The 26,372-nt window shown below is 64.1% G+C and carries 27 protein-coding genes and 3 tRNA genes; 19 read left to right on the plus strand and 11 right to left on the minus strand.

Annotation, left to right across the window (positions count from 1 at the left end; genetic code table 11):
• Nucleotides 1–55: 55 nt before the first annotated feature.
• Nucleotides 56–1,357 (minus strand): urea ABC transporter substrate-binding protein, encoded by a 1,302-nt coding sequence (gene urtA, locus ACXZ1E_RS09765; RefSeq protein WP_458040331.1) that lies wholly within the window; start codon nucleotides 1,355–1,357, stop codon nucleotides 56–58.
• Nucleotides 1,358–1,783: 426 nt separating this feature from the next.
• Here urtA and ACXZ1E_RS09770 point away from each other — a divergent pair, with 426 nt between their 5' ends.
• The 7 genes from ACXZ1E_RS09770 to ACXZ1E_RS09800 are packed head-to-tail and all read left to right on the plus strand — an operon-like array spanning nucleotide 1,784 to nucleotide 7,397.
• Nucleotides 1,784–2,086, plus strand: coding sequence for an urease subunit gamma (locus tag ACXZ1E_RS09770; protein ID WP_458040332.1), 303 nt, complete (start codon nucleotides 1,784–1,786; stop codon nucleotides 2,084–2,086).
• A 25-nt stretch (nucleotides 2,087–2,111) separates the two neighbouring features.
• Nucleotides 2,112–2,462 carry an urease subunit beta gene (gene ureB / locus ACXZ1E_RS09775; RefSeq protein WP_458040333.1) on the plus strand — a complete coding sequence of 117 codons (351 nt, stop codon included), beginning with the start codon at nucleotides 2,112–2,114 and terminating at the stop codon, nucleotides 2,460–2,462.
• Complete coding sequence (locus ACXZ1E_RS09780) at nucleotides 2,449–4,146, plus strand: urease subunit alpha (protein ID WP_458040334.1); 1,698 nt, start codon at nucleotides 2,449–2,451, stop codon at nucleotides 4,144–4,146. Before ureB ends, ACXZ1E_RS09780 begins: the two co-directional genes overlap by 14 nt.
• Before the next feature lie 10 nt (nucleotides 4,147–4,156).
• Nucleotides 4,157–4,852: an urease accessory protein UreF gene (locus ACXZ1E_RS09785; RefSeq protein WP_458040335.1), complete on the plus strand. Its 696-nt coding sequence runs from the start codon at nucleotides 4,157–4,159 to the stop codon at nucleotides 4,850–4,852.
• On the plus strand, nucleotides 4,845–5,645 hold the full coding sequence (gene ureG / locus ACXZ1E_RS09790) for an urease accessory protein UreG (RefSeq protein WP_458040336.1): 801 nt from the start codon (nucleotides 4,845–4,847) through the stop codon (nucleotides 5,643–5,645). The genes ACXZ1E_RS09785 and ureG overlap by 8 nt, the downstream gene beginning before the upstream one ends.
• Nucleotides 5,642–6,406: an urease accessory protein UreD gene (locus ACXZ1E_RS09795; RefSeq protein ID WP_458040337.1), complete on the plus strand. Its 765-nt coding sequence runs from the start codon at nucleotides 5,642–5,644 to the stop codon at nucleotides 6,404–6,406. The genes ureG and ACXZ1E_RS09795 overlap by 4 nt, the downstream gene beginning before the upstream one ends.
• Nucleotides 6,390–7,397 (plus strand): HoxN/HupN/NixA family nickel/cobalt transporter, encoded by a 1,008-nt coding sequence (locus ACXZ1E_RS09800; protein ID WP_458040338.1) that lies wholly within the window; start codon nucleotides 6,390–6,392, stop codon nucleotides 7,395–7,397. Before ACXZ1E_RS09795 ends, ACXZ1E_RS09800 begins: the two co-directional genes overlap by 17 nt.
• Nucleotides 7,398–7,452: 55 nt before the next feature.
• On the opposite strand, the gene ACXZ1E_RS09805 is transcribed toward ACXZ1E_RS09800, so the two are convergent.
• Nucleotides 7,453–7,593, minus strand: a complete 141-nt coding sequence (locus tag ACXZ1E_RS09805) for a hypothetical protein (protein WP_458040339.1) — start codon at nucleotides 7,591–7,593, stop codon at nucleotides 7,453–7,455.
• Between the two features lie 401 nt (nucleotides 7,594–7,994).
• Nucleotides 7,995–8,954, minus strand: a complete 960-nt coding sequence (locus tag ACXZ1E_RS09810) for a GIY-YIG nuclease family protein (RefSeq protein WP_458040340.1) — start codon at nucleotides 8,952–8,954, stop codon at nucleotides 7,995–7,997.
• 139 nt (nucleotides 8,955–9,093) lie between these two features.
• On the opposite strand from ACXZ1E_RS09810, the gene ACXZ1E_RS09815 reads away from it, so the two are divergent.
• Nucleotides 9,094–9,993, plus strand: a complete 900-nt coding sequence (locus ACXZ1E_RS09815; RefSeq protein ID WP_458040341.1) for an NYN domain-containing protein — start codon at nucleotides 9,094–9,096, stop codon at nucleotides 9,991–9,993.
• Nucleotides 9,994–10,026: 33 nt separating this feature from the next.
• Here ACXZ1E_RS09815 and ACXZ1E_RS09820 read toward each other — a convergent pair whose 3' ends face one another.
• The 3 genes from ACXZ1E_RS09820 to ACXZ1E_RS09830 form a co-directional block, all read right to left on the minus strand.
• Nucleotides 10,027–12,648, minus strand: coding sequence for a DEAD/DEAH box helicase family protein (locus ACXZ1E_RS09820; RefSeq protein WP_458040342.1), 2,622 nt, complete (start codon nucleotides 12,646–12,648; stop codon nucleotides 10,027–10,029).
• A 3-nt stretch (nucleotides 12,649–12,651) separates the two neighbouring features.
• Nucleotides 12,652–14,682, minus strand: coding sequence for a site-specific DNA-methyltransferase (locus tag ACXZ1E_RS09825; RefSeq protein ID WP_458040343.1), 2,031 nt, complete (start codon nucleotides 14,680–14,682; stop codon nucleotides 12,652–12,654).
• Nucleotides 14,683–14,886: 204 nt separating this feature from the next.
• Nucleotides 14,887–15,411 (minus strand): hypothetical protein, encoded by a 525-nt coding sequence (locus ACXZ1E_RS09830; RefSeq protein ID WP_458040344.1) that lies wholly within the window; start codon nucleotides 15,409–15,411, stop codon nucleotides 14,887–14,889.
• A 154-nt stretch (nucleotides 15,412–15,565) separates the two neighbouring features.
• Here ACXZ1E_RS09830 and ACXZ1E_RS09835 point away from each other — a divergent pair, with 154 nt between their 5' ends.
• From ACXZ1E_RS09835 to ACXZ1E_RS09880, 10 genes are all read left to right on the plus strand, one after another.
• Complete coding sequence (locus ACXZ1E_RS09835; protein ID WP_261606236.1) at nucleotides 15,566–15,964, plus strand: plasmid replication, integration and excision activator; 399 nt, start codon at nucleotides 15,566–15,568, stop codon at nucleotides 15,962–15,964.
• Nucleotides 15,964–17,367, plus strand: coding sequence for an FtsK/SpoIIIE domain-containing protein (locus tag ACXZ1E_RS09840; protein WP_458040345.1), 1,404 nt, complete (start codon nucleotides 15,964–15,966; stop codon nucleotides 17,365–17,367). Before ACXZ1E_RS09835 ends, ACXZ1E_RS09840 begins: the two co-directional genes overlap by 1 nt.
• A complete protein-coding gene (locus ACXZ1E_RS09845; protein ID WP_458040346.1) occupies nucleotides 17,364–17,786 on the plus strand; it encodes a hypothetical protein in 423 nt (140 codons plus the stop codon). Before ACXZ1E_RS09840 ends, ACXZ1E_RS09845 begins: the two co-directional genes overlap by 4 nt.
• On the plus strand, nucleotides 17,773–19,137 hold the full coding sequence (locus ACXZ1E_RS09850) for a replication initiator (protein ID WP_458040347.1): 1,365 nt from the start codon (nucleotides 17,773–17,775) through the stop codon (nucleotides 19,135–19,137). The genes ACXZ1E_RS09845 and ACXZ1E_RS09850 overlap by 14 nt, the downstream gene beginning before the upstream one ends.
• Nucleotides 19,134–19,367, plus strand: a complete 234-nt coding sequence (locus tag ACXZ1E_RS09855) for a helix-turn-helix transcriptional regulator (protein ID WP_458040348.1) — start codon at nucleotides 19,134–19,136, stop codon at nucleotides 19,365–19,367. The genes ACXZ1E_RS09850 and ACXZ1E_RS09855 overlap by 4 nt, the downstream gene beginning before the upstream one ends.
• Complete coding sequence (locus tag ACXZ1E_RS09860) at nucleotides 19,360–20,490, plus strand: tyrosine-type recombinase/integrase (RefSeq protein ID WP_458040349.1); 1,131 nt, start codon at nucleotides 19,360–19,362, stop codon at nucleotides 20,488–20,490. The genes ACXZ1E_RS09855 and ACXZ1E_RS09860 overlap by 8 nt, the downstream gene beginning before the upstream one ends.
• Nucleotides 20,487–20,678, plus strand: coding sequence for a hypothetical protein (locus ACXZ1E_RS09865; RefSeq protein ID WP_458040350.1), 192 nt, complete (start codon nucleotides 20,487–20,489; stop codon nucleotides 20,676–20,678). Before ACXZ1E_RS09860 ends, ACXZ1E_RS09865 begins: the two co-directional genes overlap by 4 nt.
• Before the next feature lie 86 nt (nucleotides 20,679–20,764).
• Complete coding sequence (locus ACXZ1E_RS09870; protein WP_458040351.1) at nucleotides 20,765–21,505, plus strand: hypothetical protein; 741 nt, start codon at nucleotides 20,765–20,767, stop codon at nucleotides 21,503–21,505.
• A complete protein-coding gene (locus ACXZ1E_RS09875) occupies nucleotides 21,505–21,864 on the plus strand; it encodes a hypothetical protein (protein ID WP_458040352.1) in 360 nt (119 codons plus the stop codon). The genes ACXZ1E_RS09870 and ACXZ1E_RS09875 overlap by 1 nt, the downstream gene beginning before the upstream one ends.
• A 20-nt stretch (nucleotides 21,865–21,884) precedes the next feature.
• Nucleotides 21,885–22,691: a hypothetical protein gene (locus ACXZ1E_RS09880; protein ID WP_458040353.1), complete on the plus strand. Its 807-nt coding sequence runs from the start codon at nucleotides 21,885–21,887 to the stop codon at nucleotides 22,689–22,691.
• 158 nt (nucleotides 22,692–22,849) lie between these two features.
• On the opposite strand, the gene ACXZ1E_RS09885 is transcribed toward ACXZ1E_RS09880, so the two are convergent.
• The 5 genes from ACXZ1E_RS09885 to ACXZ1E_RS09905 form a co-directional block, all read right to left on the minus strand.
• On the minus strand, nucleotides 22,850–23,494 hold the full coding sequence (locus tag ACXZ1E_RS09885) for a uracil-DNA glycosylase (RefSeq protein ID WP_458040354.1): 645 nt from the start codon (nucleotides 23,492–23,494) through the stop codon (nucleotides 22,850–22,852).
• Nucleotides 23,495–23,611: 117 nt separating this feature from the next.
• Entirely contained in the window at nucleotides 23,612–24,265 is a 654-nt protein-coding gene (locus ACXZ1E_RS09890; RefSeq protein WP_458040355.1) for a hypothetical protein, read from the minus strand.
• Between the two features lie 292 nt (nucleotides 24,266–24,557).
• Nucleotides 24,558–24,630, minus strand: a tRNA-Phe gene (locus ACXZ1E_RS09895).
• 81 nt (nucleotides 24,631–24,711) lie between these two features.
• Nucleotides 24,712–24,785: transfer RNA gene (locus tag ACXZ1E_RS09900), tRNA-Asp, on the minus strand.
• A gap of 19 nt (nucleotides 24,786–24,804) precedes the next feature.
• Nucleotides 24,805–24,877: transfer RNA gene (locus ACXZ1E_RS09905), tRNA-Glu, on the minus strand.
• A gap of 379 nt (nucleotides 24,878–25,256) precedes the next feature.
• On the opposite strand from ACXZ1E_RS09905, the gene ACXZ1E_RS09910 reads away from it, so the two are divergent.
• On the plus strand, nucleotides 25,257–26,309 hold the full coding sequence (locus tag ACXZ1E_RS09910; protein ID WP_458040356.1) for a M23 family metallopeptidase: 1,053 nt from the start codon (nucleotides 25,257–25,259) through the stop codon (nucleotides 26,307–26,309).
• Nucleotides 26,310–26,372 lie beyond the last annotated feature (63 nt).

The following is a 26,372-nucleotide window of genomic DNA, read 5'->3' on the forward strand; positions in this document are numbered from 1 at the left end:
GGTGGAGCGCGGGGCCCCGTTGCGTTTCGGCAACGGGGCCCCGCGCTCTGGGCGATCAGCCCGCGGCGGCTACGAGAGCGTCGCGGACGTCAGCGGGGAACCAGTCGTACTGTTCGAGGTACGGATCGGGCTCGATGAATCCGTCGGACGACCAGACGATGTCGAACTGGTTCTCGGCGTTGATCCGCCCGATGTTCCCGGGCTTGGAGATGTGATGGTTCTCACCGTTCAGCGTGACCACACCCTCGGGCGCATCGACGGTGATCTCGTTCTCGAGCGCCGCAGCGTTGATGTCGTCGACCTCGAACGAGCCGGCCGCCTCGACGAGAGCCTTGTAGAGGTACAGCGAGATGTACGCGGCCTCCATCGGGTCACTCGTCACTCCGCTGCTGCCCGGCCAGGCCTGCCAGCGCTCGATGAAGCCCGGGTTGTTCGGAGTATCCATGGACTGGAAGTAGTTCCACGATGCGTAATTGCCGGTGACCTCGCGGCCCATGGCGGGCGCTTCTTCTTCGGCGATCGAGACCGAGATGATCGGGTTTGTCTCCGGAGTGAGGCCGGCGTCGTAGTAGGCCTTGATGAAGCCGACGTTGGACGAGCCGTTGATCGTGTTGAAAATGAAGTCCGGGTCGGCTTCGACGATCTTGGCGACCTGGGTCGTCCAGTCGTCTCGATCGAGCGGCACGTACTCTTCGCCGACGATTTCGATGCCGAGCTCGGCCGCGTAGAGCTTGATGATCGCGTTCGCGGTCCGAGGGAAGACGTAGTCGGATCCCGCGAGGAACAGCGTCTTCACGCCCTGCGAGGCGAGGTAGTCCATGGCCGGAATGATCTGCTGGTTGGTCGTGGCGCCTGTGTAGTAGATATTCGGCGACGATTCGAGGCCCTCGTACTGCACAGGGTAGAAGAACAGGCCGTTGTTCTCTTCGACGACCGGCTTGACGGCCTTGCGGGAAGAAGAGGTCCAGCCGCCGAAGATCGCGCCGACGCAGTCCTGGGTGAGCAACTTCTCGGTCTTTTCGGCGAACGTCGGCCAGTCGGTGGCGCCGTCCTCCTGGATGTACTCGATTTGCTTTCCGAGGATGCCACCGTCCTCGTTGATCTCGGCGGCGGCCATCTGCAGGACGTTTGAGACCGTCTGTTCGGAGATGGCCATGCCGCCCGTGAGCGAGTTGAGGAAGCCGAGCTTGATCGTGTCGCCGGAGGTGTCGATGCAGCTTTCGGATGCCGCGGCCGATTCGGTCGTTTCGGCGTCGCCGGCTCGGGAGCCGCAGCCCGCGAGAACCAGCGCCGCGGTGGCGAGTATGGCGGGGATGGCGAGGGTGGACCTCAGCCGTCGTGTTCGGATGGTGCTCATGGGACTCTCCGTTTCTGTGTGGTGCAGGGATGGTGCGTTCGGGTGAACGTTTGCGCGGGCACGCCGAATAGCGGTGTCGCTCCGCGAGGGATCCGGACACGCCGAATGGCGGTGCTGAATGGGCGGTGCTGACCCGGAAGGGAGCGGAGCAGGCTGATCTGGTCAGATCAGTGCGTGGAGCAGGAAGTGCCGATACTGCGGAAGTGGCCGCCGACTGCTGCGGTAGTTGTCAGCATGGAGCCATGACATTGCTCTGACATTTCTCGATTGTTCCGATCTTGTTAACCGTCTCGGGGCGCGTGCGCCTAGTTGCCCGTCATTACTGGCAACTAGGCGCAACCCGGGTAGTCGGAGCAGGATTCGGGCCTCTTTGGGAGGTGCCGTTGTGGCACACTTCTGACATCAACCTGATGCCGGAGGGATGCGATGCACTTCACCCCAGCCGAGACCGAAAAGCTGCTGCTGTCGGTGGCCGCCATGGTCGCGCGCGACAGGCTCGAGCGCGGGGTGGTACTCAACCATCCCGAGACCGTCGCACTGCTCTCGAGCTGGGTGATCGAGGGCGCGCGCTCGGGGCGATCCGTGGCTGACCTCATGCAGGCCGGACGAAGTGTGTTGACCCGCGACGAGGTCATGCCGGGTGTGCCCGAGATGCTCGCCGACGTGCAGGTCGAGGCGACGTTCCCGGATGGACGCAAGCTCGTCACCATCCACCATCCGATCGACTGAGTCGAACCGCGCGAAAGGGGATGCCGTGGCATCCGTGTCGAGTGAAGGCCCCGGGGCCTTCCGAATCCGTCCGGGCCAGATCGAGCTCAACGCCGATCGCCGCGAAGATGAGCGCCTTCGTCTCGTCTTCGTCAACACGGGCGATAGACCGATCCAGATCGGATCGCATCTGCACCTGCCCGACGCGAATGCCGGGTTGGAGTTCGACCGGGCAGCGGCACACGGGTTTCGCCTCGACATCCCCTCGGGGACGTCCCAACGATTCGAACCGGGTGCCTCGCGAGAGTTGGATGCGGTCGCCATCCGTGGTCTTCGCCGTGTTCCCGGTATCCAGCTGAAGACCGAGGGCGAGGGGTATCTCGATGGTGTGGATTGATCGGCAGCGATACGCGGCGATCTATGGGCCGACCGTCGGCGACGAGGTGCGCCTCGGCGACACCGACCTCTGGATTCAGATCGAGCAAGACCTGACCGTGGGCGGCGAGGAGGCCGTATTCGGCGGGGGCAAGTCGATTCGCGAGTCCATGGCGCAGTCGACCGTGAGTCGGGCGGATGGTGCCCTGGATACCGTCATCACGAACGCGATCATCCTGGACTGGTGGGGGATCGTCCGCGCGGATATCGGCATCCGCGACGGCAGGATCGTCGGGATCGGCCATGCCGGAAACCCCGACATCAGCGACGGCATCGACATGATCATCGGGCCCTCGACCGACGTGATCGCGGGCGAGGGCCGGATCGTCACGGCGGGGGCGATCGACTCGCACGTGCATCTGCTGTCGCAGTCGCAGATCCACGAGGCGCTCGCGACCGGCATCACGACGATCGTCGGGGGCGGCACGGGGCCGTCGGAGGGGTCGAAAGCCACGACGGTGACCCCCGGTGCCTGGCATCTCACGAACATGCATCGCGCGCTCGATCCGTTGCCGATCAACATCCTGCTGCTCGGCAAGGGCAACACCGTCTCGGTGGCGGCGCTGAGAGAGCAGGCGCTCGCCGGAGCGGCCGGGTACAAGGTGCACGAGGACTGGGGATCGACACCCGCGGCGATCGGCGCGTCATTGCAGGCCGCGGATGACTGGGGTCTGCAGGTTGCGCTGCACTCCGACTCACTCAACGAGGCCGGGTTCGTCGAGTCGACGATTGCGGCCATGGCGGGCCGATCGATCCATGCGTTCCACGTCGAGGGCGCGGGCGGCGGGCATGCCCCCGACATCCTCTCGATCGCGGGGCTGCCGAACGTGATCCCCGGCTCGACCAATCCGACGCTGCCGCACACGGTGAACACGGTCGCCGAGCACCTCGACATGCTGATGGTCTGCCATCACCTGAACCCCGCGGTTCCCGAAGATCTGGCGTTCGCCGAGTCCCGCATCCGGGCAACGACGATTGCGGCGGAAGACATCCTGCACGACATCGGCGCGCTCTCGGTCACCTCTTCGGACGCGCAGGCGATGGGCCGGATCGGCGAGGTGATCACGCGCACGTGGCAGGTTGCACACGTCATGAAGCACCGCCGCGGGCCGCTCGGGGGAGGGATGCCGGCCGACAATGAGCGGGCCCGCCGGTACGTCGCGAAATACACGGTCAACCCCGCGGTCGCGCACGGCATCGCCTATGACGTGGGGTCGGTGGAGGTGGGGAAGGTCGCCGACCTGGCCGTCTGGGACCCGAAGTTCTTCGGCGTGCGCCCTGCGATTGTGGTGAAGGGCGGCGCCATCGTGTGGGCGGCGCTCGGCGACCCGAACGCGTCGATCCCGACGCCCCAGCCCGTCATGATGCGGCCCTCGTTCGGTGACACGATCGGTGCTGACCTCTCGATCACGTACGTGTCGCCGGCAGCGCTCGACGACGGTCTGGCCGAGACCCTCGGTCTTCGGCGGCGATTGGCGGCGGTCGAGCCGACCCGGCACATCGGCAAAGCCGACATGAAGAACAACGACCTGCTCCCCTCGATCCGCATCGAGCCCGACACGTTCGAGATCGCGATCGATGGCGAGCGCGTCGAGCCGGCGCCCGCGGCATCCCTCCCCCTCGCACAGCTGTACAACCTCTTCTGAGTTGCTTGCTATGAACCCCACCGCGCACACCATCACGATGCTGCTGGCCGATGCTCGCCTGCCCTCCGGGGGCTACGCGTTCTCGTCGGGGCTCGAACCCGCGCTCCAGGGTGGGCTCGAACCGGCGCAGGTGGGCGCGTTCCTGCGAGCTCGGGCCCGGACGACGACGATGGTGGATGCCGCCACCGCCGCCGTGGCGCGTTCGGCCGGGCTCACCGGAGGGCCCTACGCCCCCGTGGAGCGCGCATGGGCGGCGCGGACCCCGAGTTCTGCGGCACGCAAGGCCGTGCGCGAGCTCGGCCGCGGGCTGCTACGGCTCGCGAGCACCCTGTGGCCCGATTCGCCGCCGATCGCGGCCCTGGTGGCCGAGGCATCCGGTGCCTCTTTTGCGCCCTCCTTCGGATGGTCTCGTCCGGTCGTCTTGGGGGCGATCGCGGCTCACGCTGGCCTGTCGGCCGAAGCACTCGTGCGCCTCGCGGTATACGACGACATGGCGTGTGCCGCCGCGGCCATGCTCAAGCTCGAGCCGGGCGACCCCGTGGACGGCGTGCGACTGGTGTTGGATGCGTGCGCCACCATCGGCCCCTACGTGCCGCAGCTCGCGGCGCTCACCCTGCCCGATGCGATCCCCGCGTCGAGCGCTCCCCAGACCGAGGCGTGGACCGAAGTCCATGCCCAGAGCAACAGGAGGCTCTTTCGTGCCTGATTCCCCCGCGCCCACCCGCGCCCTCCGACTCGGCGTTGCTGGCCCCGTCGGCACCGGAAAGTCGTCGCTCATCGCCACGGTGTGCCGCGCACTCGGCGGCGAGCTTCGCCTCGGCGTCATCACGAACGACATATATACGGACGAGGATGCCCGCTTCCTCCGCTCCGCGGGGGTGCTCGAGCCCGAGCGCATCCGTGCCGTCGAGACGGGGGCGTGCCCGCACACGGCGATCCGCGACGACATCACCACCAACCTGCTCGCGGCGGAAGACCTCGAGCGTGACTTCTCGCCGCTCGATGTCGTGCTGATCGAATCGGGCGGCGACAACCTGACGGCGACCTTCTCGCCCGCGCTCGTCGATGCCCAGATCTTCGTGCTCGACGTGGCCGGTGGGGGGGATGTCGCACGCAAGGGCGGGCCCGGCATCGGGCGCGCCGACCTGCTGGTGGTCAACAAGACCGACCTCGCTCCGTATGTCGGCGTGGACGTGCCGCAGATGGTGGCGGACGCTATGGCGGCGCGCGAAGGGCGAGCGGTGCTGGCGCTCTCGAAGCACGACGAGGCATCCATCGCTTCCTTGCGTTCGTGGGTGCTCAGCGTTCTCGCGTCGCACCGTTCGGGCAATCACGTACCGCAGGATCCGGGGCCGATGGCGCCGCACTTCCACGCCGACGAAGAGCACCCCGAGGGTGGCTTCGTGCACGCGCACGACGAGCACGAGCACTCCCACGACTATTCCGACGACGAGCACTCGCACGCGGGCGCGGGCGCGGGGACGCACTCGCACGAGTGATCCCCACCCGCATCGCCGTCGCGGCAGGCGACCCCCGAGCGCGGGTCGACCTGCGCGTCGGCGCGCTCGCGCCTCGGCTGATCTCGCGCCGCGAGCGGTCGGCGCACATCGCGCTGGCGTCCGCCGGCATGATTCTGCTCGGCGGCGATCGCGTGCACGTCGAGGTCGATGTCGGCGCGGGCTGCGTGCTCGACCTCGAGGATGTCGGCGGCACGATCGCGTACCGAGCCGATGCGGAACGATCCGCCTGGACGCTTTCCGCGCGGGTTGGGGTGGGGGCCACGCTGCTTTGGCGGGGTCTTCCCTTCGTCGTGTCCGAGGGCGCGGATGTCGAGCGTCGCACGTCGCTGGAGTTGGAGACGGGTGCGCGGGCGGTGATCCGCGAGACGCTCGTGCTCGGGCGTCATGGTGAGCGGGGCGGGCGCGTCGAGTCCTCTTTCTCTGCGCGGGATGCCGGGGGCCCCGTGCTCGTCGAGCAACTGGCGCTCGACGGCGTCGCGCCCGAGCCTGGCGTGCTGGGTGAGCACCGGGTGCTCGACGCGGTGATCGCGCTGGGCTTCACGCCAGACACCACGCCCGGCGATCTCGTGCTGGAAGAGCCCGGCGCGATCGCTCGGCACCTGGGTATCGAGACGCATACCTCGCGCCTTGACCGCGTGTGGGATGTCTGGTCGGATGTGGCGCGACAGAAAACGGCAGGGCACGTCGACGAACGAGCGAACGAAGTCGTCGAAAGGAACCGAAGTGACCTCATCGCCTGAACCGGGCACGCGGACGGGGCCCCAGCGCGGCACGATCGCGGTCATCGCGCTGATTGTGCTGCTGCACATGCTCGGCTGGGGTGTCCTCGTGCTGATCGTGATCCCGGCCGATATTCCGCTCGGTGGTGGGGGTGGCGCACTCGTGACCCTGGGGGTCGGGCTCACGGCCTACGCGCTCGGAGTGCGGCACGCCTTCGACGCCGACCACATCGCGGCGATCGACAACACCACCCGGCGGCTCGCAGAACGTGGACGCCCCGCGACGACGGTCGGCTTCTGGTTCTCGCTCGGGCATTCCACGATCGTGGTGGTGCTCTGCATCCTTCTCACTCTCGGGATCGCCGCGATCGGCTCGTCGCTTGCAGACGATTCGTCCGCGTTGCGCACGTGGACGGGGATCATCGGCCCCACGGTCTCAGGCGTCTTCCTCCTCGCGATCGCCGCCATCAACATCGCCTCGCTGCGCCATCGCCACCAGGCGGTGGGAGGGCCCGTGCTCCGGTTGCTCGGACCTTTCGAGAAGGCAGTCGATCGTCCATCGCGCATGTACATCGTCGGGTTGCTGTTCGGACTCGGCTTCGACACCGCGACCGAGATCGGGCTGCTCGCTCTCGCGGGCGCCGCCACCCTCGTGGCCGTCCCGTGGTGGGCGGCGCTCACTCTGCCGGTGTTGTTCGCTGCTGGGATGAGCGCTTTCGACACGACGCAGGGCGCGGTGATGCGTCGCGCGTACACCCTGCAGCCCGGCCGTCGCCATATCGGTGCGGCGTACGCGATCGCGATGACCGTACTCTCGGTCGTCGCCGCGGTGCTGATAGCGATCGTTCAGCTTGCGGGTGTCCTCGTCGACAACCTCGGGCTCGGCGGCCCACTCCCCTGGCTGGCATCGTTCGGCATCGACGACCTTGGGTTCATCTTGACCGGCGTGCTCGTGACGATGTGGGCCCTGGTCCTGGTCCTCGCGCGCCGACCGCGGGTGCTCGAGAGCTGAGCCGTTGACACTTGGCCTCCATGACGTAAGCTCTTCAACGAAGACCCCGGAACGATCACTGGCTTAGCCACATCGCCGGGGTTTCGTCTTGCCCGCAGATGACTAAGCGATCGGCGGGGTGCACGGCATCCATCGAGCCGAGTAGCTCCGCGTATTCCGCTGCCCGAGCCGAGTGGGCGCCGGTCACGTCAGTCACAGAGCGAGGCTACCGGCGTGTGACGCGGAGTGCCCTCGCACGCACTTTTGTGGCTCCGACCGGTCCCAGACCGGCCCAAGCGCTACCGATGGGTGCCTGGAGGGCATCCGACTGGAGCGTTTCGTCTCGCTTTGCTCGCTCAACGCCCGGGACTTCGCTCGCTCGCGAACGGCACAGAAAGCCAACCTCACCAAGGAAAAGCGAAACCCCCGCCATGTAGAAGCTAGACGAGGGTTTCTCAGGTGACTGTAATGATCACCCTGTGGCTCCGACGGGCGTCGATCCCGTGACCTCACGATTTTCAGTTGTGTGACACGGGTTTGTGGGTGTCAGTTGGTGCTCGATTGCCGCGTGATTCCGCGGAAGTCGTGCTCGTTAGTGATGACTGGTTCTCGATGGTTTCAACCGAGTTCCCGGCCCGGGACCGGCCCCTCTTCCGCAAGCCCTCGGCTCTGCCACTCGCCAAAGTTCATTCCGGTGGAGGTGTCGATCCAGGAAGTCCGGCCGTTCGCGGAGCGACCCGCCACGACAGCGGCCGCAGCGGAGGGAGAGGAGAAGACCACGTCCTGGACGAAGCGAGCGAGTCCTGCTTCTTCCCGGTGGAGGGTCTCCTCGCTGAGGAGGGCGGTGTGTTGTTGCTGATATCCCGGATGGCGATGCGTTCCAACCCAATCCGCGCGACCGATCGACCCCTCCAGGACGGTGAATTCTCCGTCGATCTCCTGGGCTAGTGCTGCGATACCGTGACGCGGGACCTCGAAACGAAAGGTCGGGGACGTGCGCTCGCTCACCGGAATCGTGACGGCCGTGGCACTGTCAGGAGCGATCGTCGCTCGCGTCTGACGGAACTCGGTGATACCGAGCACGGGGAGCACGATCTGCACCTGGCTCAGGTAGTACTCCATGTCAGACACGTCAGCCTCTGGGAGGTGAATGGGAACCGGTGCCGTCCCGTTCATGACCGTTGCGCGCTTGGCGGTTGTCGCCGCGCTGATGAGACGGGCCTCCAGGTACCGCGCATGGGCTTTGGTTACATTCGCGTCCTTCGAAGTGAGGACAACCACGCGATCCCAAAAGTCTTTGCCGCCGGCCTGCTCAGCGCGAGCGTGCTGCCGTAGGCGCACGGCAATGTCGTCCCCTTCCCCCACATAGACGGCCTTCCCTGATGGCGACTGGGATTCAGGATCGTCGCCCAACAGGAGGTAAACGCCTGTTCGGCGCACCTCCTCACGGGCCAGCAGGTCGGCGATGTCAGACCGCGGTGCGGCGACGACATGACCGGTCCAGTTCATGATTTCCGCGGTCAGAAGCCCTCCGGGCGTGCCGTCTACGAGATAGACACGTATCTGTTTGCCGCTCACCAACGATGCCTCCCAAGGCCATCGTGCAGAGTTGCGCCGTTGGCTGTCTCCACCTTCCCACGATGGTGCGACCATCGCAGTTTCTGCGCCGACGCGGGCGACACCTCGTCGCGCCTTGCATCGCTGTTGGTATATGGTTGTGCATAACGAGCCCTTGCCGTTGACCGCCCAACCGATTGTGGGCAGGCCGATGACAAGGGTCTTTTTTGTACAAGGGAGTAGCCGAATGGCAGCTGGACGCCAGCGCAATGGGAACCTGACGCCGGTCACGGGCCACACGGATTCCGCGCCAGTTCCCGTGCGCGCGGAACAGGTAACAGCGATCCTCGTCGATGGCGGCTTCTACCGTCGACGAGCTGCGCGTCTGTTTGGCCACAAGGAGCCTGAGCAGAGGGCCGACGAACTGCTCGAGTACTGCCGGCGGCACACTCGAAAAGCGAAGTCGCGTCTCTACCGCATCTTCTACTACGACTGTCCTCCGTCGGAGAAGGTTGTTTTTCATCCGCTCACGCGGACGAGCGTCAACCTGGCCAAGACCGCGGACCACGACTGGATGGTGGAGTTCCACAAGGCGCTAGTCAAGCGCCGGAAGGTTGCCTTGCGGCGGGGAGAACTTCTCGAGACGCAGTCTGGCTACCAGCTCAAACACGACAAGCTGAAGAAGCTTCTCGCCGGCTCGATCGTGCTCGCCGACCTCACTGAGTCGGACTTCACGCTCGACATCACGCAGAAGGGCGTAGACATGCGGCTAGGGCTGGATATCGCGACTCTGGCTGCCAACGGGCAGGTAAACCAGATCATCATGATCGCGGGTGACAGTGACTTTGTGCCGGCCGCCAAGCACGCTCGGCGAGCAGGGATCGATTTTGTGCTGGATCCGATGTGGGCGCAGATTTCGGAGTCCTTGCACGAGCACATCGACGGTCTCTGGGAATGCGTGAGCCGTGAGCCGCGAAACCTCGACGATCCGCTACACGTGAACAACCTCGCAGACCGTGGGGCAGGCTCACCGAGCGAGGACGAAGCGGTCGATCTCTGAGTTCCACACCGCGCTTTCGAGCAGCACCGCCGACTAGCCGCCAAAGCTCTCGGGGATAGACGCAAACCTGACGCCATGGGTCTCGAAGAGGTATTTCATGGAGTCACTGTCAGCGGCCGACTCATATACGGCTCGACGGACCTTCGAGTTCTTCATATCGATCCCATACAGGACGCTGTCCTTTTCAACCCCGACCGCCACAATCCGGTCGAACCGCTCGCCGTACTCGTCGGCATACTCGGCGAGTGCCTTCAGCTTCGGCGCGGAGTCGCCTTGGTGGACACTGTGCGGGTCGATGATTGACGGCAGAAGTGCACCGTCGACTAAGTGCACGAAAATGAAGTCCGGCTGGACGGACTTCCAACTGTCGCCAGCTTTATGCGGGATGCGCAGAGAGTTCTTCCCCGCGGCTGACGGGTTGCGGTACCAGCCCTTCAGCGTACCGAGCCCCTGCTCATGCCTGAGTGTTGCGCGCTCCCAGCGGTTCTTCGCCACCTTGGCATCGAGCGGGTAGTCACCGTCGGCGGTCGACAGCAGGTGCTTCGTCTCGATTGGCAGCGCGTTTCGCTCGGTATCGACGCTGTCAACGCGATCGTCTGGCTTGATTTCGATTGCGGTCGGCTCGGGCTCGCGCGCCATTTCTTGGATCGCCACGTAGGTTGGATGACGAGAGTCAGGTAGAGCCGCGATGGCCTTGACCTTCGTCGCAAGCCAGGTACGCGTCAGCGCATCGGCAGCGTCTTCCACCCCCGATTGGACACCGAGGTCTGCCAGCGCCAGAGCCGCTACCTTCGCGCGGATGTATGTGATGTCGACATCCCACGGGCCGTCTCCACGCTCCGTTGCCTCGTTTATGGCAACGGTGATGTTGCGACCAAGGTAACCGTTGACTACCGACTTTGTGATCAACTTGTTGAGATGCCGCAACGCATCGTCGACGGTGGAACCGTCGGCATCCCTGGTCACCGTGAAGTCGACAGTCGCCCCCTTTCCGCGCTCAACGACGATTCTCCGGATATCGGCGGTCATGATCAGCTTCGCCTGTTCCTCGATCGCGCTCTCGTGCTCGGCGGCGATCCCATCCAGCACCGCAAACATCGTTTCGTGCGCGATCTTGTCGGCGCCCGGGACGAGCTCGTCCTGAGCCAATGCCTGTGCGGCCTTCAGGATGCGCTTGACCGGACGGGGCACGGCGGCCGGCTTGGCAAAGGAGGGCAAACCCTCGATCAAGGTGAAGACTTCATCCGGAACGGATGGGTTCCGTCGCAGCGAAACTGGCTTTAGCATCACCTTGGCGACGGCAGCACCTCGTTCGCCTACTCGCGGCTCTCGCTCACCCATAATCTCTTCGGCGATACGGGTGGCGTCGTCCTTATTGAAATAAGGGAGGTAGCAGGATGCCTCGTTGAGCCGTTCGACGCTTGTCTGTTGTGCAAGCGGTGTACGCACCATCCGGCCCAGTAGCTGAGTCACATACGTGTCGTTCTTACCTGGGCGCAGTGATACGAGGACCTCGGCTCGAGGGCAGTCCCACCCTGTCGATACCGCGTCTTTAGCAAGAAGCACTCGTATGTGGTAATCGTGTTGCACGTCCTGGGGTGGGACCTTCGGGATCGTGTACGCTCCAACTTCGATGGCCCCTCGATCGCCGAGCACGTGCGCAACACAGTCCGCCGGCATATCCGGCCAGTGCTTGCGAATCGTCTCGAGATAACGGTGAATCAGAGCATCTTCGTCGCGCCGCCCCTTCTCTGAGTCCTTGTCCCCGGCCACCTTGTTGGGAATCTGAACGACCATCAGCGGCACGACCGGTTCGATCGCTTGCTGCTCGCAGTACTTAGCCCACTGGTCGCTGACGTCCACGAAGTCAAGCGTTGCGTCCCGAACCATCGTGGTGGAGAAGTCGCCCTTCTCGTCAGGGATGTCGAGAGTGATGGCGTTCTTTAGGAGGCCGGAGTCTTGGACGTCTTTCGGATCGATGATGATGTTTTTCTCTTTGGTGAACGCAGAAGCCTTTGTCATCGCTTCATCGAATCGCCTGACTGTCGCCGAGATGCCCCACACCACAGGCATCGCTGGATTGACGCCGTTTCCGTTGATCATCTTCTGGACGATGGTCTGCTCAGCGTTGGTGGGCTTCCTCATCCCTTCATGCGCTTCATCCAGAACCATGTAGAGCGTCTTGGTCGGGTCTTCGATGGTGTTCTTGACGATCTCCCAGAACGTGACACTGCGGAAGTTGCTGTGCTTGACAAAGTCGGCGCCCTCGCGCAACTTGTCGGGGTTGATGAAGTACACCTTTCCTGACTCCAGGGCAGCCCCTGAGTAGTTTTTGTCGAGCAGGACGAGATCACTCGAAGGGATCTTGTCCGCGCACTGGCGGAATCGGCTCTTCGTCTGTTCGTTGAGAGCAGGATCTTTCGATACCCAGAGCACGACGGCTGAGGGGTCCGAGTCAACCTCGAACTCGTCGCTCCCATGCAAAAGCGCCTCAATTGCCGCCGCCGCAATCACTGTCTTTCCCGAACCCGTCGTCGAAGAAAGGGCGAACGCTGTACGGCGTTGCCGACGGTGCCAATCCTCTTTCGCATATCCGAGCGTTGTGAGGATCTCTCGTACTGCGACCTTCTGATAGCCCATCAACGTGAACAGCATCGCTCAGACCCTCCCGGCATTGATCTGGAACGTGTGGAGGTAGGACTCGTACAGGCGAACGGCTTCAACCCCGTCGGGTAGTTGTCCTGCAACGGCCTGGAACTGTGTTTCGTCGTCGGTGACGATGAAGGCAAGCCTGAGGTCATGATTCTCAACGGTCGCGAGAAACAGCCGCGACGCGTCCACGTCGAAGAGCACTGCATATGTGTCAGCCACGTCGAAGTCATCGCTGCGAACGTCGATGCACCTGCCTTCAGACCCTGCTCGCATCCAAAGAAGTGGCGCGACGCGTTCAAAAGCCATGTCCAACTCGACAAGTGACGGGTTCTCGTACGTCAGTCTGAAGAACTCGACGTTGGAGGCTGTCTCCTCTGCCGCGTTCATCAGGCGTGGCGTAGTGACGGCCTCGCACACTCCCGTAGCTTCCCAGGTCGCGTCGCCGGGTCGGAGGCCCTTCATAATGTGTGCCGATGAAGCCTCCTTGCTCACCTCGTTGTTGGTGATGAGAATGGAGCGGCGTCGACCGTTGTCGTCTGCATTCATCGCCATCACCGCGTGAGCCGTAGTTCCCGAGCCGCCAAAAAAATCGAGGATGACTGCGTCGGGCGAGTTGTTTGCCCACTTGATGAGCTGGCGGATGAGGCGGATCGGCTTCTTACCGTTCGCAAAGCCGACACCGCCTTCGCGGGAGACGGTGCCCATGTCCTGGTGAAACCCTCGCCAGAGGTCGCCCCTGATCACGGTGCGGCCAAGGGTGCCGCCATTCTCGTCGGGGACGCGATAGTTCCGGCGAAGTGTGTACACCTGATTGATCGTGCCGCTCTTCAGCCGGGTGACAAAGTACGTTCGATGATCTGCCTCGACCTCAACCCAGCCCCGCACCGGTGCGTCGACTCCTTTCACCGATACAGGAGGTGTGTCGCGCCGTGCGATGTGATCGAGGTTTGCTTCAATGAAGGCATTTGCAGCGTCAGAGAACGCGAGGAGACGGTCCATCGCGCTTGCGCCGACGAATCCTCCGTCTTTCCGCAAGAGCTTGGCGGCGACAATGTCAGCGTGAACGGCTGGATCGGCCGCAAGCTCATCGTAGAAGCTGGTGATCGTGCCATCGGTGTTCAGCCATAGCGAGTAGTCCTTGTCCCACCCCCTCACCGAGTCGTAGAGCGGTGTGTGCTGCACCTCGGTGTCGAATGCGGCCGACTTCCGGTAGATCAGTACGTACTCTACGTTCTTGACGATCGTCCCCTGCTGCGCGTTCGTTGTCTTCGGCCCCGAGGTGGTTGACATCTCAACAGCAAGCTGAGCTACCTGGTTCTCCGCGCCAAACACTTGATCGAGGAGCATCCTAAGTCGGTGTTGCTCGTCATCGCCGATCGAGATCATGATCGCGCCACTTGGTTTTAGGATCTCTCGTGCTGTGCGAAGTCGGCGATCCATAAAAGCAAGCCACTTGGAGTGCCGGTAGCCGTCTTCCTTGTCAACGAACCGATCGTTGTACAGCCATGACGTCTTTCCGCCGGTGTTGTAGGGCGGGTCGATATAGACGAGGTCCACAGTGCCGTGATGTGTGAAGAGCAACGCCTCCAGCGCATGGTAGTTCTCAGCGTTGATGACAGTGTGGACGGGGGCATCGCTATCGCGCTCGACTTTGCCGGTAGAGACCAAGCCGGGGTAGATCGGATCGCGAAAATCTGCCACAAATACGAGATCCGTGAGCGTGCGGCTCGTCTCTTCTCCGGTCCTTGGTTCAACCAATTTCGCCACCCGTTCACCGGGGACGCCCGAGATGCCAGTGACGAGCCAATTGTCACGCGACTCTACGTCAGTTTCGCCGCGCGGTGGCAGGAATCGAACCTTGTCGCCTACTGAGATGGGGCGCCCGTCGAGGGCGACTGACTCGGGAAGATGCTGCTCAAAGTTCAACCCGAACTTTCGGCGACTCTGTAGCACGTCGATATGGCGTCGGAGCTCGCGGGCGGTGTCGGGGTCGATACTCTCCACTCGTGCGAGCAGCGCGCGGAGTTCATTACTCACGAAGCGACCTTTCGTTTCCATAGGACGTCACGTCGAGTTCCTTTGCGACGGGCTCGTATGAGGCCTGTGCCGCCGCAGGTAGTCGTCGGTGGATGGGCGCAGCCGAGGAGCGCCCGGACCGCAGCGGAGCGAGGACCGGACGCACCGCAGTGCTGCGCGCATCCAGCCGGCCGGAGGCCGGCCTTGAACGAGTAAGGAAAGTTCTCACAGGTCCTCGCGACTGCGGGCCTTGGTGTCGCGGATGCGTCGAGCCTTTGCGTCCCATTCGCCGGAGTCGAGCAGACGCTTCGCCTCGGCGCCGACCGTCCCACCGAGGTCTACGAGATCGGCAATCGAGACAGATGGGAACGCGAGCATTATGGGCTCGATGTCTGGCTTCGGTGACAGGAGCGACGCGACAGCATCCACCGTCCCCTCGGAGTAGCGCCGGATGAAGCCTTGCGAGCTTGTTTCCTGCGCTCGAGCAAGGTCTGAGATCACTGGGCGCGGATTGTGAAACTTGTGCGCGTAGGCCGATAGCAGCGCGCGGACGTCATTCGAGGCCTTCGTGGTCTTGTGGGCGGCTCCGATTGCCAGCCGGAGCTCCTCCTGCACGTCTCCCGGACCGTCGGGCCACTTCATGCGCTCGACCCGGCGCGCGTTCTCAGAGGCGCGTTTTGCGAGGACTCTCGCGAGGTCGATGATCACCGTCGGGACTGTTCCCCATGACAGCTCCAGGTTCTCGTCCACGGCAGCCTCCTCTCACCCGAGATTACAGCGGCCGTTGGCATCATTCCGGCTTGAGCAATTCGGCAACGTCTGCTTAGGCAATAAACAAATGTTGACAACCGTAACGAAAGTGATGCAGACTGCTGCTAACAGTTCCAATTGAGAGGAGCCAGAAATGGCACTGCAGTCAGCAATTCCGGTCAACTTTGAAGCGTTCTTCCCGCGCGGCGCGTTCGTCGTCGGTGAGGTCGAGCGAGTCATGAAGTGGAACGACGACGGCACACTCGGCGGTCAGGACGCGGATCGCAACAGCGGTCACCCGCTCTGGCAGGTTCGAGTGATCGACGCCGATCCCGAGGCGCGGAAGGGGCAGGGCGAGGTCACCGTCAAGCTCATCAGCATCGTGGAGCCGCAGCTTCCGCCCGAGATGAACGGCCTGCCGTTCCGCCCGGCGATCTTCGAGGGGCTGACGGTCACGCCCTACGTGAAGGAGAACAACGGCCGGCCGCGTGTGGCCTACTCGCTTCGCGCCAGCGAGATGAAGCCCGCCCCGAAGCAGCGCGGCGGCGAGTGATGGCTACCACCACGCCGCGCGGCCTGCGCACGTGGGGAGACGAGTTCGGTCTCCTCTGGCGACGCGGCTGGTGGGTGCTCGTTGTCCTCTGGGGCATGTGGTGGTTGGCCTTCATCCCAGCCGTTCAAGCGTTGTTCAGTTGGGCACTCGCCATCGTGGCGGGCCTCCTGGTCGTCTGGGTGGTGGTCACCTACAAGCGGATGCCCCGCGTCGACGCCGACAGATGGCGGCGTGATGTGTCGCGGAACATCGTCGCTTCGTGGCCGGACATTGCGATGCGTCTCGGGCTCTCTGCTCGCAGCATGTCGGGTGGTGCGGTCTTCGCGAGCGTCGGCTATCCGAGGTGGGAGGGGTGGACCTGTGTGGTGCAGGTCTCCCTTCCTCAGGGGCTCGGGCGCGAGCACCTTCAACTGCATACCGGGCTTCTAGCGCAGGCTTTCGGCGCGCGCGAGGCGATCGTTCAGGGCTCCCGCATCGGTGAGCTGATGCTCCGGCTCGATTATGCGGATGCTCTGGCGCAGCCTTTCAGCCTCGCTTACGGCGAAACGTGGGACGGGCGGACCGTCGTGATGGGTCGCGACAACACGGGCGCTGCATGGCGGCTGCGGCTCGGACCACACACCCTTGTTGCTGGCGCATCGGGCAGTGGTAAAGCATCCCTTGTGTGGGGGCTTCTGCTGGGGCTCGCGCAGCCTATTCATGCCGGCATCGTCGAGATCTGGGGGATCGACCGCAAGGGCGGGATGGAACTGGCTATGGGTCAGGCCCTGCTGACCCGCTTCGCCGCCGACGCGCAGCGCTCCGTCATTCTGCTCGAGGAAGCCGTCGAGGCCATGCAAGCTCGAGCGCGTGAGCTCGCCGGGCGCACTCGGCAGCATGTGGCCGCACCTGGTAGTCCAACGGTTGTCATCCTGATCGATGAGCTCGCCGCCCTCACGGCGTATGAGACCGACCGAGAGCTGATGCGCCGCGCGAACTCCGCGATCGCGACGCTCGCCTCTCAGGGACGCGCTGTCGGCTTCATCGTCTTCGCCTGCCTTCAGGACCCACGCAAAGAGACGCTGCCTGCGCGAGGCCTGTTCACGCAGACCGTCGGCCTTCGTCTCCGCGACGGGTTGGAGACAGCCATGGTTCTCGGCGATGGGGCGGTCGCAGCCGGTGCTCTCTGTCACAAGATCTCACCCGACTCTCCCGGCGTCGCCTACGTGCTCCCTGATGGCGGCACGCCTCCCGAGCGGGTGCGCGCTGGGTTGATCACTGACGACATGATCCGTGACGCGTCCGCCCGCTTTCCCGCACCGCGGCAGATCCCTGTCGTCATTCCCGAAACGCCCGAGGCTCCGGAACGTCCGGCCCGCGCACCGCGGCAACCACGTCGCGCCCCACGAAAGGAAGCATCATGAACCGGTCCGCAACTCTCGTCACGGCCGCCGCCGCGATCGTCCTCGCCGCCTCCCTGTCCGGGTGTGGTGCCCACTCACCGAGCGAATCGGTCGCTTCAGCGGCACCCGTCGGCTACCCGCAGCCAGCGTTCCGCACAGCTCCGTGCAACCTCGGCGAGTACTGGGACAGCAGCGCGAAGGTCAAACGGGCAGAGTTCACGGCCCCGACAGTAGACACTGACGAACTCGAGCTCTACGGCCCGATGATCGCGAACGACACATGCTCGGATGCCGAGATCCTCAAATGGCAAGAGCTGCGCCGCGTCCTGGGGGAGAGCGACGAGATCTGTCGGATCGTCTGGTACGACGACTATTTCTCTGCCATCACGTATGACAACGGCTGCGCGGTTCCGGTGGTGGTGACGGATGCCTCTCGCTGAATCTGTCGCTCGTCGTCTGCGAAGCCCCGACTACGACCGTTGGATGGGCAACGCAGCGGCCACCGGCTACTGCCACAACCCCGTGCGGCTTGTCGGTTCGTCCACGACGCTGCACGAGCCGACGGGCGAGATTCTCGCCGACTACGCCTCGTCGCGAGAGCCGGATGGAATCACGTTCACCCGCTGCGGCAATCGCCGCGCAATCCGCTGCGCGTCGTGCAGTCACGAGTACAAGGGCGACACGTGGCACATGATCATGGCCGGCGCCGCGGGCGGGATGAAGGAGGTGCCTGAAGCGGTCGCGACCCACCCGATGGTGTTCTTGACGCTGACAGCGCCATCCTTCGGCGCGGTTCACACGACCGCCACTGATCGTCGTGACAGAACGTGTGAGCACGGGATGACGCGGGGTTGTCGCTGCACCCATGCCGAGGATGATCCGCAACGCGGCGACGCCGTCTGCCCTGACTGCTACGACTACGTCGGACAGGTGGTCTGGCAGTACCACGCGCCCGAGCTCTGGCGCCGGTTCACCATCCGTCTACGTCGCGAGCTGGCGCGTACCCTCGGCGTCACTCAGCGGGCCGCGTCGCGAGTTGTGCGAGTCCAGTTCGCGAAGGTTGCGGAGTTTCAGCGCAGGGGAGTGGTGCACTTCCACGCCATCATTCGACTCGACGGTGTCGACCCGGTCGATCCGTTTCCGCCGGCTCCGGCATCCGTCACGACAGCTCACCTCATCGAGGCGATCGGCGCCGCGGTGAAGAAGACTAACGTCGTTGCCGCGCCGGCTCCTGGCGATGACAGTTCGCGAGAACTCCGGTGGGGCAAGCAATTCGATGCCCGCGTGATCGTTCGCCACGACGGACTTGACGGTTCTCTCTCCGATCGTGCCGTCGCTGCGTACATCGCCAAGTACGCCACGAAAGCTACCGAGGATCTCGACTCAGCGAGCGGTGGTCGCGCTCATATCCAGCGCGTCAAGCAAACCGTGCGGCATCTCGCAAAGTTTGTTGACGCACAAGGGCCATACGCGCAGCTGCACAAGTGGGACGGGATGCTCGGATTCCGCGGTCACTTCTCGACCAAGTCGCGTCGCTACTCCGTAACTCTGGGTGCACTCAGGGGTGCTCGACGCGCGTGGCGTCTCAGCGCACTGCTCGACAAAGTCAGGCCGACGGAAGACGTCACTCCGGATGAAGTGCTGGTCATCGGCTCATGGTCCTACGCCGGGATGGGGTGGCTCACGGACGGCGACAAAGTTCTCGCGACCGAAGCAGCAAACGCCGCGCGCGAGTGGCGCAACGACAGAGCACGTGCCCGATACCAAACCCACGAAAGGAGAACGCCATGACCATAGGAGCCACCATCGTCGCCGAATCCGGGGCGACGCCCGAGGTAGATGCCACGGGATACCTGACGCGTAGAGAGGCCGCCGCTCGATGCCGTGTACCGCTGTCGACGTTCGACTCTCTGCGTCGGCAGAACAGGTTTCCGTTCCCGGATGCGCACATGGGCAAGCACATGCTGTGGCGTTCGTCGACGGTTGACGACTTCCTCGAGGCGGGTGGTACGCGTGGGTGAGGGTGAAGCCGCTGGCGGGCGGATCGATCCGAAGACTCGTCGCGCGCTACCCGCCGGCATCCGATACCGCGAAGACCGCAAGAAGTACCAAGTGCGCGTGTGGGCGGTGGGGATGAACGGCGAGTGGCGGGAGCGCAGCTTCTACGTCGCAACGCTCTCGGAGGCAAAGAAGCTCCGAGTCGAGACTCAGGCGCAGCGCTTCCCAGATGGCAGCCTGACTTTGATCGGGTGGCACGCGCGCTACTGGGCTGTCATCGCCGACAGCATCCGCCCGTCTACTTCCCGCGCCTACGAGCGGGCATGGCGGCTGAGGGTGAAGCCATGGCTGGGTCACGTCAAGCTCGAGAAGCTGACCGCCGGTGAGATCGAAGCGGCGATGGCGGAATGGTCGGGAAGTAGCTCGACGCGGATCGATGCGCTCTCTGTGCTCAGCCGACTTCTCGACGGCGCCGTGCGGGCGCGCATCGTTCCTCTGAACCAAGCTCGGCTTGCCCGTCGGCCGCGCAACGATGCTCCGAAGAGTCTGCGTTCACGCGCGCTCACGGCCTCGGAAGTGCCGCTGCTGCTGGCGGCCATTGCGAGCGAGCCGCACCGTCGCTACATCGCCGGTCTTGTCTATACAGGGATGCGCGCGAACGAGGCCACAGCGCTGCGCGTGGAAGACATCGATCTCGGCCAACGAACGATTCATGTGCGGCGCTCCTTCACCATTGGCAACGACGGCAAGACGCTCGAGGTGACGCCGAAGAGCCACAAGGAGCGGGCAGTGCCGATTCCTGCGGCGCTCGTTCCCTATCTCGCGGCCTCTGTCCTCGGCAAGGGTCGCAGCGACCTCGTCTTCACCGGACCTCGAGGTGGACGACTGAACGCGTCCAACGTGCGGCGTGCAATCGATTGGGGTGCTCTGCGCAAGGAGCTGCACCGAACCGATCTGCGAATCCATGATCTGCGCCACACGCTCGCCACGTTGCTCTTCGATGCCGGCGCCTCCGCGAACGACGTTCAGGCGATCCTCGGGCACTCGAGCATGCAGATGACTGAGCGGTATAGCCACGCCCGCTCCGACGTCGCGCAGCGCGCCGCCAACGCGATCGACTCGCTCTTCGAGGAGCCTGAGCGATGAACGGCAACGAGCGTCTTGTGGCGCTGCTCGAGAATCCTGAGCTGTTCGCCATCCTCGCTAACGCCGTTGATGACTACCGCGCGGCGCTGCTGGACCATCGCGACACGTTCGCTGACGGTCCAGAGGCTCACTACTTCTCCCGTTCTGTCGATCAGATCGACGAACTGCGCGCTGCGCTCTGGGAATGAATCTCACGCTTCCATGTCCGCGAACGCTGTGATCGGCGGCCTATATGCAGTGGGCGAATCCGCGCCTCACACAAGAAGGGAATGTCATGACCGACACTTCAGGAGCGCTGACGCGTCAGGAGCAGAGGTACTCGCCGCTGAGCGACTACTTGAGCGGCGTGAGTCCGGATCAATGCGCCGTCATGTCGTTCGCCGAGGTTGAGAAGGTCATCGGCTGCCCCCTCCCGACGCATGCTCTCGCGAACGTGGACTGGTGGCGCCCCATACCGAAGACCCCTCAGGGCAGGGCCTGGTTGCGTGCCGATCGTCGCGCGGACGTCGACCTCCCCGCCGAGACCGTGACGTTCGTGTTCGAGGTATTCACGCGCGGTCAATCGCTGGACGAACTGAAGCTGATGCGGGACTCCTGGCTGGCCTTCGCGCGGCGCGAGTTGGCTGCTCCGGGCAACTTCTTGAATGTGGAGCGTGGGTGGTGGGAGCCGCACCTGGTCTACCTCATTCACTTCGCCGCCGAGGCGACGTTCAAGGTGGGTCTTACCCGGATCGGCAGCACGCGCGTCCACCGCTTGGCTGGCAGGCGCGGGCACCTGGTTGATTCCATCGAGGTCGCAAATCGGTGGGCTGCGCTCGTCGTAGAGCATCACGTTCTCGAGCTCGCTTGGGGTGCCTGGAAGCGGCCCGATCGCTTCGCTACCGGTGATCAGGGGGAGACGGAGCGTTGGTCGGATTGGCTTGTGCCGCCGCCACTGTCCGTGGTCCGTGATTCCCTCACCGAAGATCAACAGTCACCTGGCTGGGAGCTGAGCGTCTTCAGGAAGGAGTCGTGATGCGCGTCGAATATGACGAGGTCGTCAGCGTCAAACGGCTCGACCGGCCTAAGAGCACGCCGACCGTAGAGCGCGCGAATGGCTTTGGTGTTCGCCTCGAGGAGCAGTGGTTCTGGTTCTCCGATTTGGAGGCGGCATACACGTTCGGTCGCGCGGGACGCACGTCCGTTCAGGTGCGGAGCTGGAACCTTGTCGAAGCGGCCACCGAAGCGCGGTTCGATCGCAATCTCGGACGGGAGGTGTTCACGCTGTACGTCGTGGATCACTCCGGACTGGAGGCAAGCTTGGGCAAAGGTCGAAAGCTCATCCGACGCTTCGCCGACGGCGCGACTCCGCAGAGCGCACACTGGAACGCCTGAGATCGAAGGGAGTGGATTGGATGCCCGCTGAACGTGGATGGTTCGACTTCGACGCGGTCGACTTCGTCACGAGCGACCACCACTTCGGCCACTCTCGCATCAGTGAACTCGCCGGCCGGCCCTTTTCGACTGTCGATGAGATGGATGCCGCGCTCATTGACCGGTGGAACGCTGCCGTTCCTCCTGATGCGGTCGTCCTTCACCTCGGCGACGTCGCGCTCGGGCCGATCGATGCCAGCGTGGCGTTGACCGCTCAGCTCAACGGGCTACGGCTTCTGGTGCCGGGAAACCACGATCGAGTCTCGTCGGCCACGCAGTCGCGGAAAGCGATCGAGAGATTCGCGCCGATCTACGAGGCTGCGGGCTGGGTGATCCTGCCTGAGATCATCGAGGGCACACGCCGAGACCACCGGGTCATGGCATCGCACTATCCGTACCGGGGTGACTCTCAGGAAATCGATCGGCACAGCAAGCATCGCCCGACCGATGAGGGCATCCCGCTGTTGCACGGTCACACGCATAGTCGGGATCATGGACCAGACGGAAACCAGTTCCACGTCGGCGTCGATGCCTTCGATTTCCGCCCCGTCGCGATGGACGTTATCGATCGGTGGCTCGGAGGCGAACCCTCGTTCGCGCGGGTGCAGATTCCGAGCGAGGTCGCGGCGCTCCTCCATCGTCTCTACCGGCCTGAGGCGGCCGATGCTTGGCTCCGCGGCCACAACTCCCACCTGGCCGGCGCCCGTCCGATCGATCTCCTGACGCTGAACCTGGTTTCTGAGGTAATTGACGCGCTCAATGTAGAGACGCAGGGCGGATTCAGCTGAGCCCCTGGTCGCATCTCGGGATTCCTGAACGGGCGGGCGGTGAGCGGCTCGGTTGCCTTTGCGTGCCGTTCCGCGGACAAACCTGAGACTTGCGAACCTCTGCGACTCAGACGTGCTTTCGGCGAGTGTCAACCGCACGAGGTGTGGTCCTTTAGCCGCTAGTGCATCCTCCAGATCCGCAGGGCCTCGGCGCCTTGGTCGCGAAACTGAATAGCACCGCCTTTGCTTGGATGCCTGACGCGAATTGCTCTGCTACCGATGGCTGCGTCCTCGACTGTAGGGATCGTGTGACCAAGGATCCGCGCGACCTGACGTTCAGCCTTCCGGCCCACGCAAAGGACCCGCCGCCCAGCAATCGCCAGGCGGAGTGCACTTACCCCAGCATCGAGCTCGATTTGGGTAGGTTCGCGATTGGTCCGTGGCTTGTCTAGCTCGTGGGGATGAAGTGGATACGCATTCCACAGCAGCGTGCCGCTCAGGCGTCCGGTCAAAGTAAGGAGCCCGCGCACGGCGTTCGCGCTCGGCTCCGTGGTACCTACGAGTCCGACTGACGCCGGTGAGGTGAATGCCACTCCTGACTGTCTCGCGCCCCGCCAGCCGGCAGCTTCGCCCACCACGACAAGCTCGCCACCTTCGACAGACTGGAGATGCGCGACTAAAGAGTCTCGACGTTGCTCAGCAATAGTGTCGAATGCTTCCTCAGTGTCGAACGCCTCCTCGAGATCGCTCTCATCCAGGTAGAAGTTCGTCGCGAGGCGACTTGGCTGAATCCTCAAGACGGCATCGCCCAATCTGCTTTTCACAGGCGCTGCTCCATCATGTGAGCGATCGAGGCTCGCTCCGGATCTGCGTGGGCTGCCCCATGCACCCCTTGAGACCGCTTACCAGCTCGGCGTCGAGGCTCACCGCGGCTGCTTCGCTCATGCATCGGCGCCTAGCCCCCGGGCGTACGAAAGCGCAACCTTCCCGTTGGCAAGCTTCCATTCGTACTCCGTGCCGTTCGCGATCAGTCTGATCTGCACATCGGCAAACCCCGGCACTCGCTCCGCGACGACCTCCAGCAGAATCGCCACGTCGTCGCTGCCTCTGAACGCAAGAGTGAGGTTGGATCGATCACCGAATGGGCTGTGGCCGAGCATCTGTTCTGGCTTCGCGGCGCGTAGTTTTGACAGCGGCACTGGAGGCATGCCGTCGTCGTGCTCTCGGAACGGGTAACCCGACTCGGGATCAATGTGCTCCCTCCACTGCAGGCCCTGCTGCTCCACTAGCTCGAGCAAGACGCGCAGCCATCCCACTCCGTCGACTTCATCAGGAGCTTCACCAATGGTCGTGGAAAGCGGCTCAAGGACTGCACGCGGACCCCAGAAGGTAATCTCGTAGGCAGGCGTGTTGTCCTGCTGCAAGGCGTCCCAGTATTCCCGGACCGCCGCCCGATCATTCTCCCGGACGTCCGGCCACTGCCAAAGACCTTCTTCCGCAGGCACGCCGGGCTGCTTGAGCGCTTGTACCCTGATGAGTCGGCGGACTTCAGCTTCTTCCACGTCGAAGCTCGCTGGCCCGTCTGAAATCTGCACAGATGCCTCCTCAACGCCAACCGATTGGTCGGGTCAGCATGGACTGTAATACAAGCCCGGGTCGGCCGAACATCAGTTCTGAGTAGCTCCCGGCCCATTCCCGGCCCAACTGCCCTGCGAGCTCGTAAAGCCGGCATGCCATCGACCCGTTCGCGTCGCTGCGCTCGCCGGACGACCGGGCAGCGCAGCCTCATGCGCTCGCTACAAAAACCGTCACTGACCAGGGCAAAGCAAAACCCCCGCGGATAGAAGCTCCGCGAGGGTTTCTGGGATGACGTAATGATCATCCTTGTGGCTCCGACGGGCGTCGATCCCGTGACCTCACGATTTTCAGTCGTGCGCTCTACCAACTGAGCTACAGAGCCTCGCGGCATCCGCTTCGAAAAGCGAAACTGTCGCGATCTAGACGAAAGGCCCTCTCAAAAGAAAGGGCCCGTCGCTTAGAGCGACCCTGACGGGACTTGAACCCGCGACCTCCGCCGTGACAGGGCGGCACGCTAACCAACTGCGCTACAGGGCCATGCTATTTAGTTGTGGAGTGACCCCAACGGGATTCGAACCCGTGCTACCGCCGTGAAAGGGCGGCGTCCTAGGCCGCTAAACGATGGGGCCGAATGAACCCCAGGGGCTCACGCTTACCGACGCTCAAGCATACGCATTCCCCGACCAAACCGCCAATCGCGGGCGCGTCAACCGGTGCCGATCGCGACGACGAGGGATGCTAAGGGTCTACGTCTACATGAGTTGCGACCGGTATGGGCTGGGAATCGCCCCGAACTGGGCGAATACTTGCAGTGACAACGCATCGCATGTTGCCAATGTTAAAGATGTTGTTAGCGTGATTTATGTTACTGGCGGAACGATCGCGAGGCGACGTGTCAGCTGTGCACGGCGATGCCTTGTGCGCGACGCTTCCGAGCCGGAACCGGACTGCGGATGTGCCCCGACGCCCGCCGAAATGCGGGCGAATGCCGCGATCGCGAAACGCTCCGTGTCCCGTCGCTGGCTGCTGGGCGCCGGCGCGCTCGGTCTGGTCGCCGCCGGTGCGCTCGGCGGCCCGATGCTTCCCGCCGCGTTCGCCGCGACCTACCCCTCGTGGGACGACGTCCAGCGTGCGAAGGGGAACGAGGCATCCAAGGCCAGCGAGGTCACTCGCGTCGAGGGCCTCATCAATCAGCTCCAGTCCAACGTCGCAGCCACACAGGCCGCCGCCGAGCAGGCCTCGATGGAATACTTCGAGGCCGAAGAGGAATACCTCAACTCGGTCATGATCGCCGACGATCTGCAGGCGCAGGCCGACGCCCAAGGTGCAGCGGCGACCGCAGCATCGCAGCGTGCGGGCAAGGTCGCCTCGCAGCTCTACCGCAGCGGCGGCGACGACACCTCGCTCGAACTGTTCTTCGCTGGGTCCGCGTCCGGAGCAGACGATCTGCTCGGCCGCCTGGGCCGCATGGACCAGGTGCTCGAGCGCAACAAAGACACCTTCGCCAGCGCCGTCACGGCCCCGAACTCGGCGCAGTCGCTGAGCGACCAGGCATCCGTCGCCCGCGATGAGCGTGACCGCCTGAAGCAGGTCGCCGAGCAGAAGATGGTCGAATCCCAGGCGGCAGCGGATGCCGCCCAGGATGCGCAATCCGAGCACCTCGTCGTGCTCGAGGCGCCGCTCGCTGCCCTGAAGGACCAGACCGCGCAGACGATCGCTGGGTATCAGGCGGGCGTCGAAGCCAAGCGCAAGGCCGAAGAAGAGGCTCGTCGCCGCGCGGAGGAAGAGGCGCGTCGCCTGGCCGCAGAAGCCGCTGCGGCAGCCGCTGCGCACGGTGGCGGAGGCGGCGGTGGCGGCGGCGGCGTCGTGACGCGGTACTCGCACATCCAGAACGGCGAATTCATGGTCGGCTACGGCGCGAACGTCAGCGCCGGGCAGCTCATCGGCCGTGAGGGCATGTCGGGCCTGTCGTACGGGTGCCACCTGCACTTCGAGGTCGGGATCGACGGCGTTCGAACCAACCCCGAGGTGTTCATGCGCGCCCGGGGCATTTCGATCTAGCTGGGCAAAGCCTGACGAGACCGCTCTGGGTTTGCGTCGAGTCGGGGGGTCGTGCCTAGCCTG

Source organism: Pacificispira sp. HM-600 (assembly GCF_977993705.1).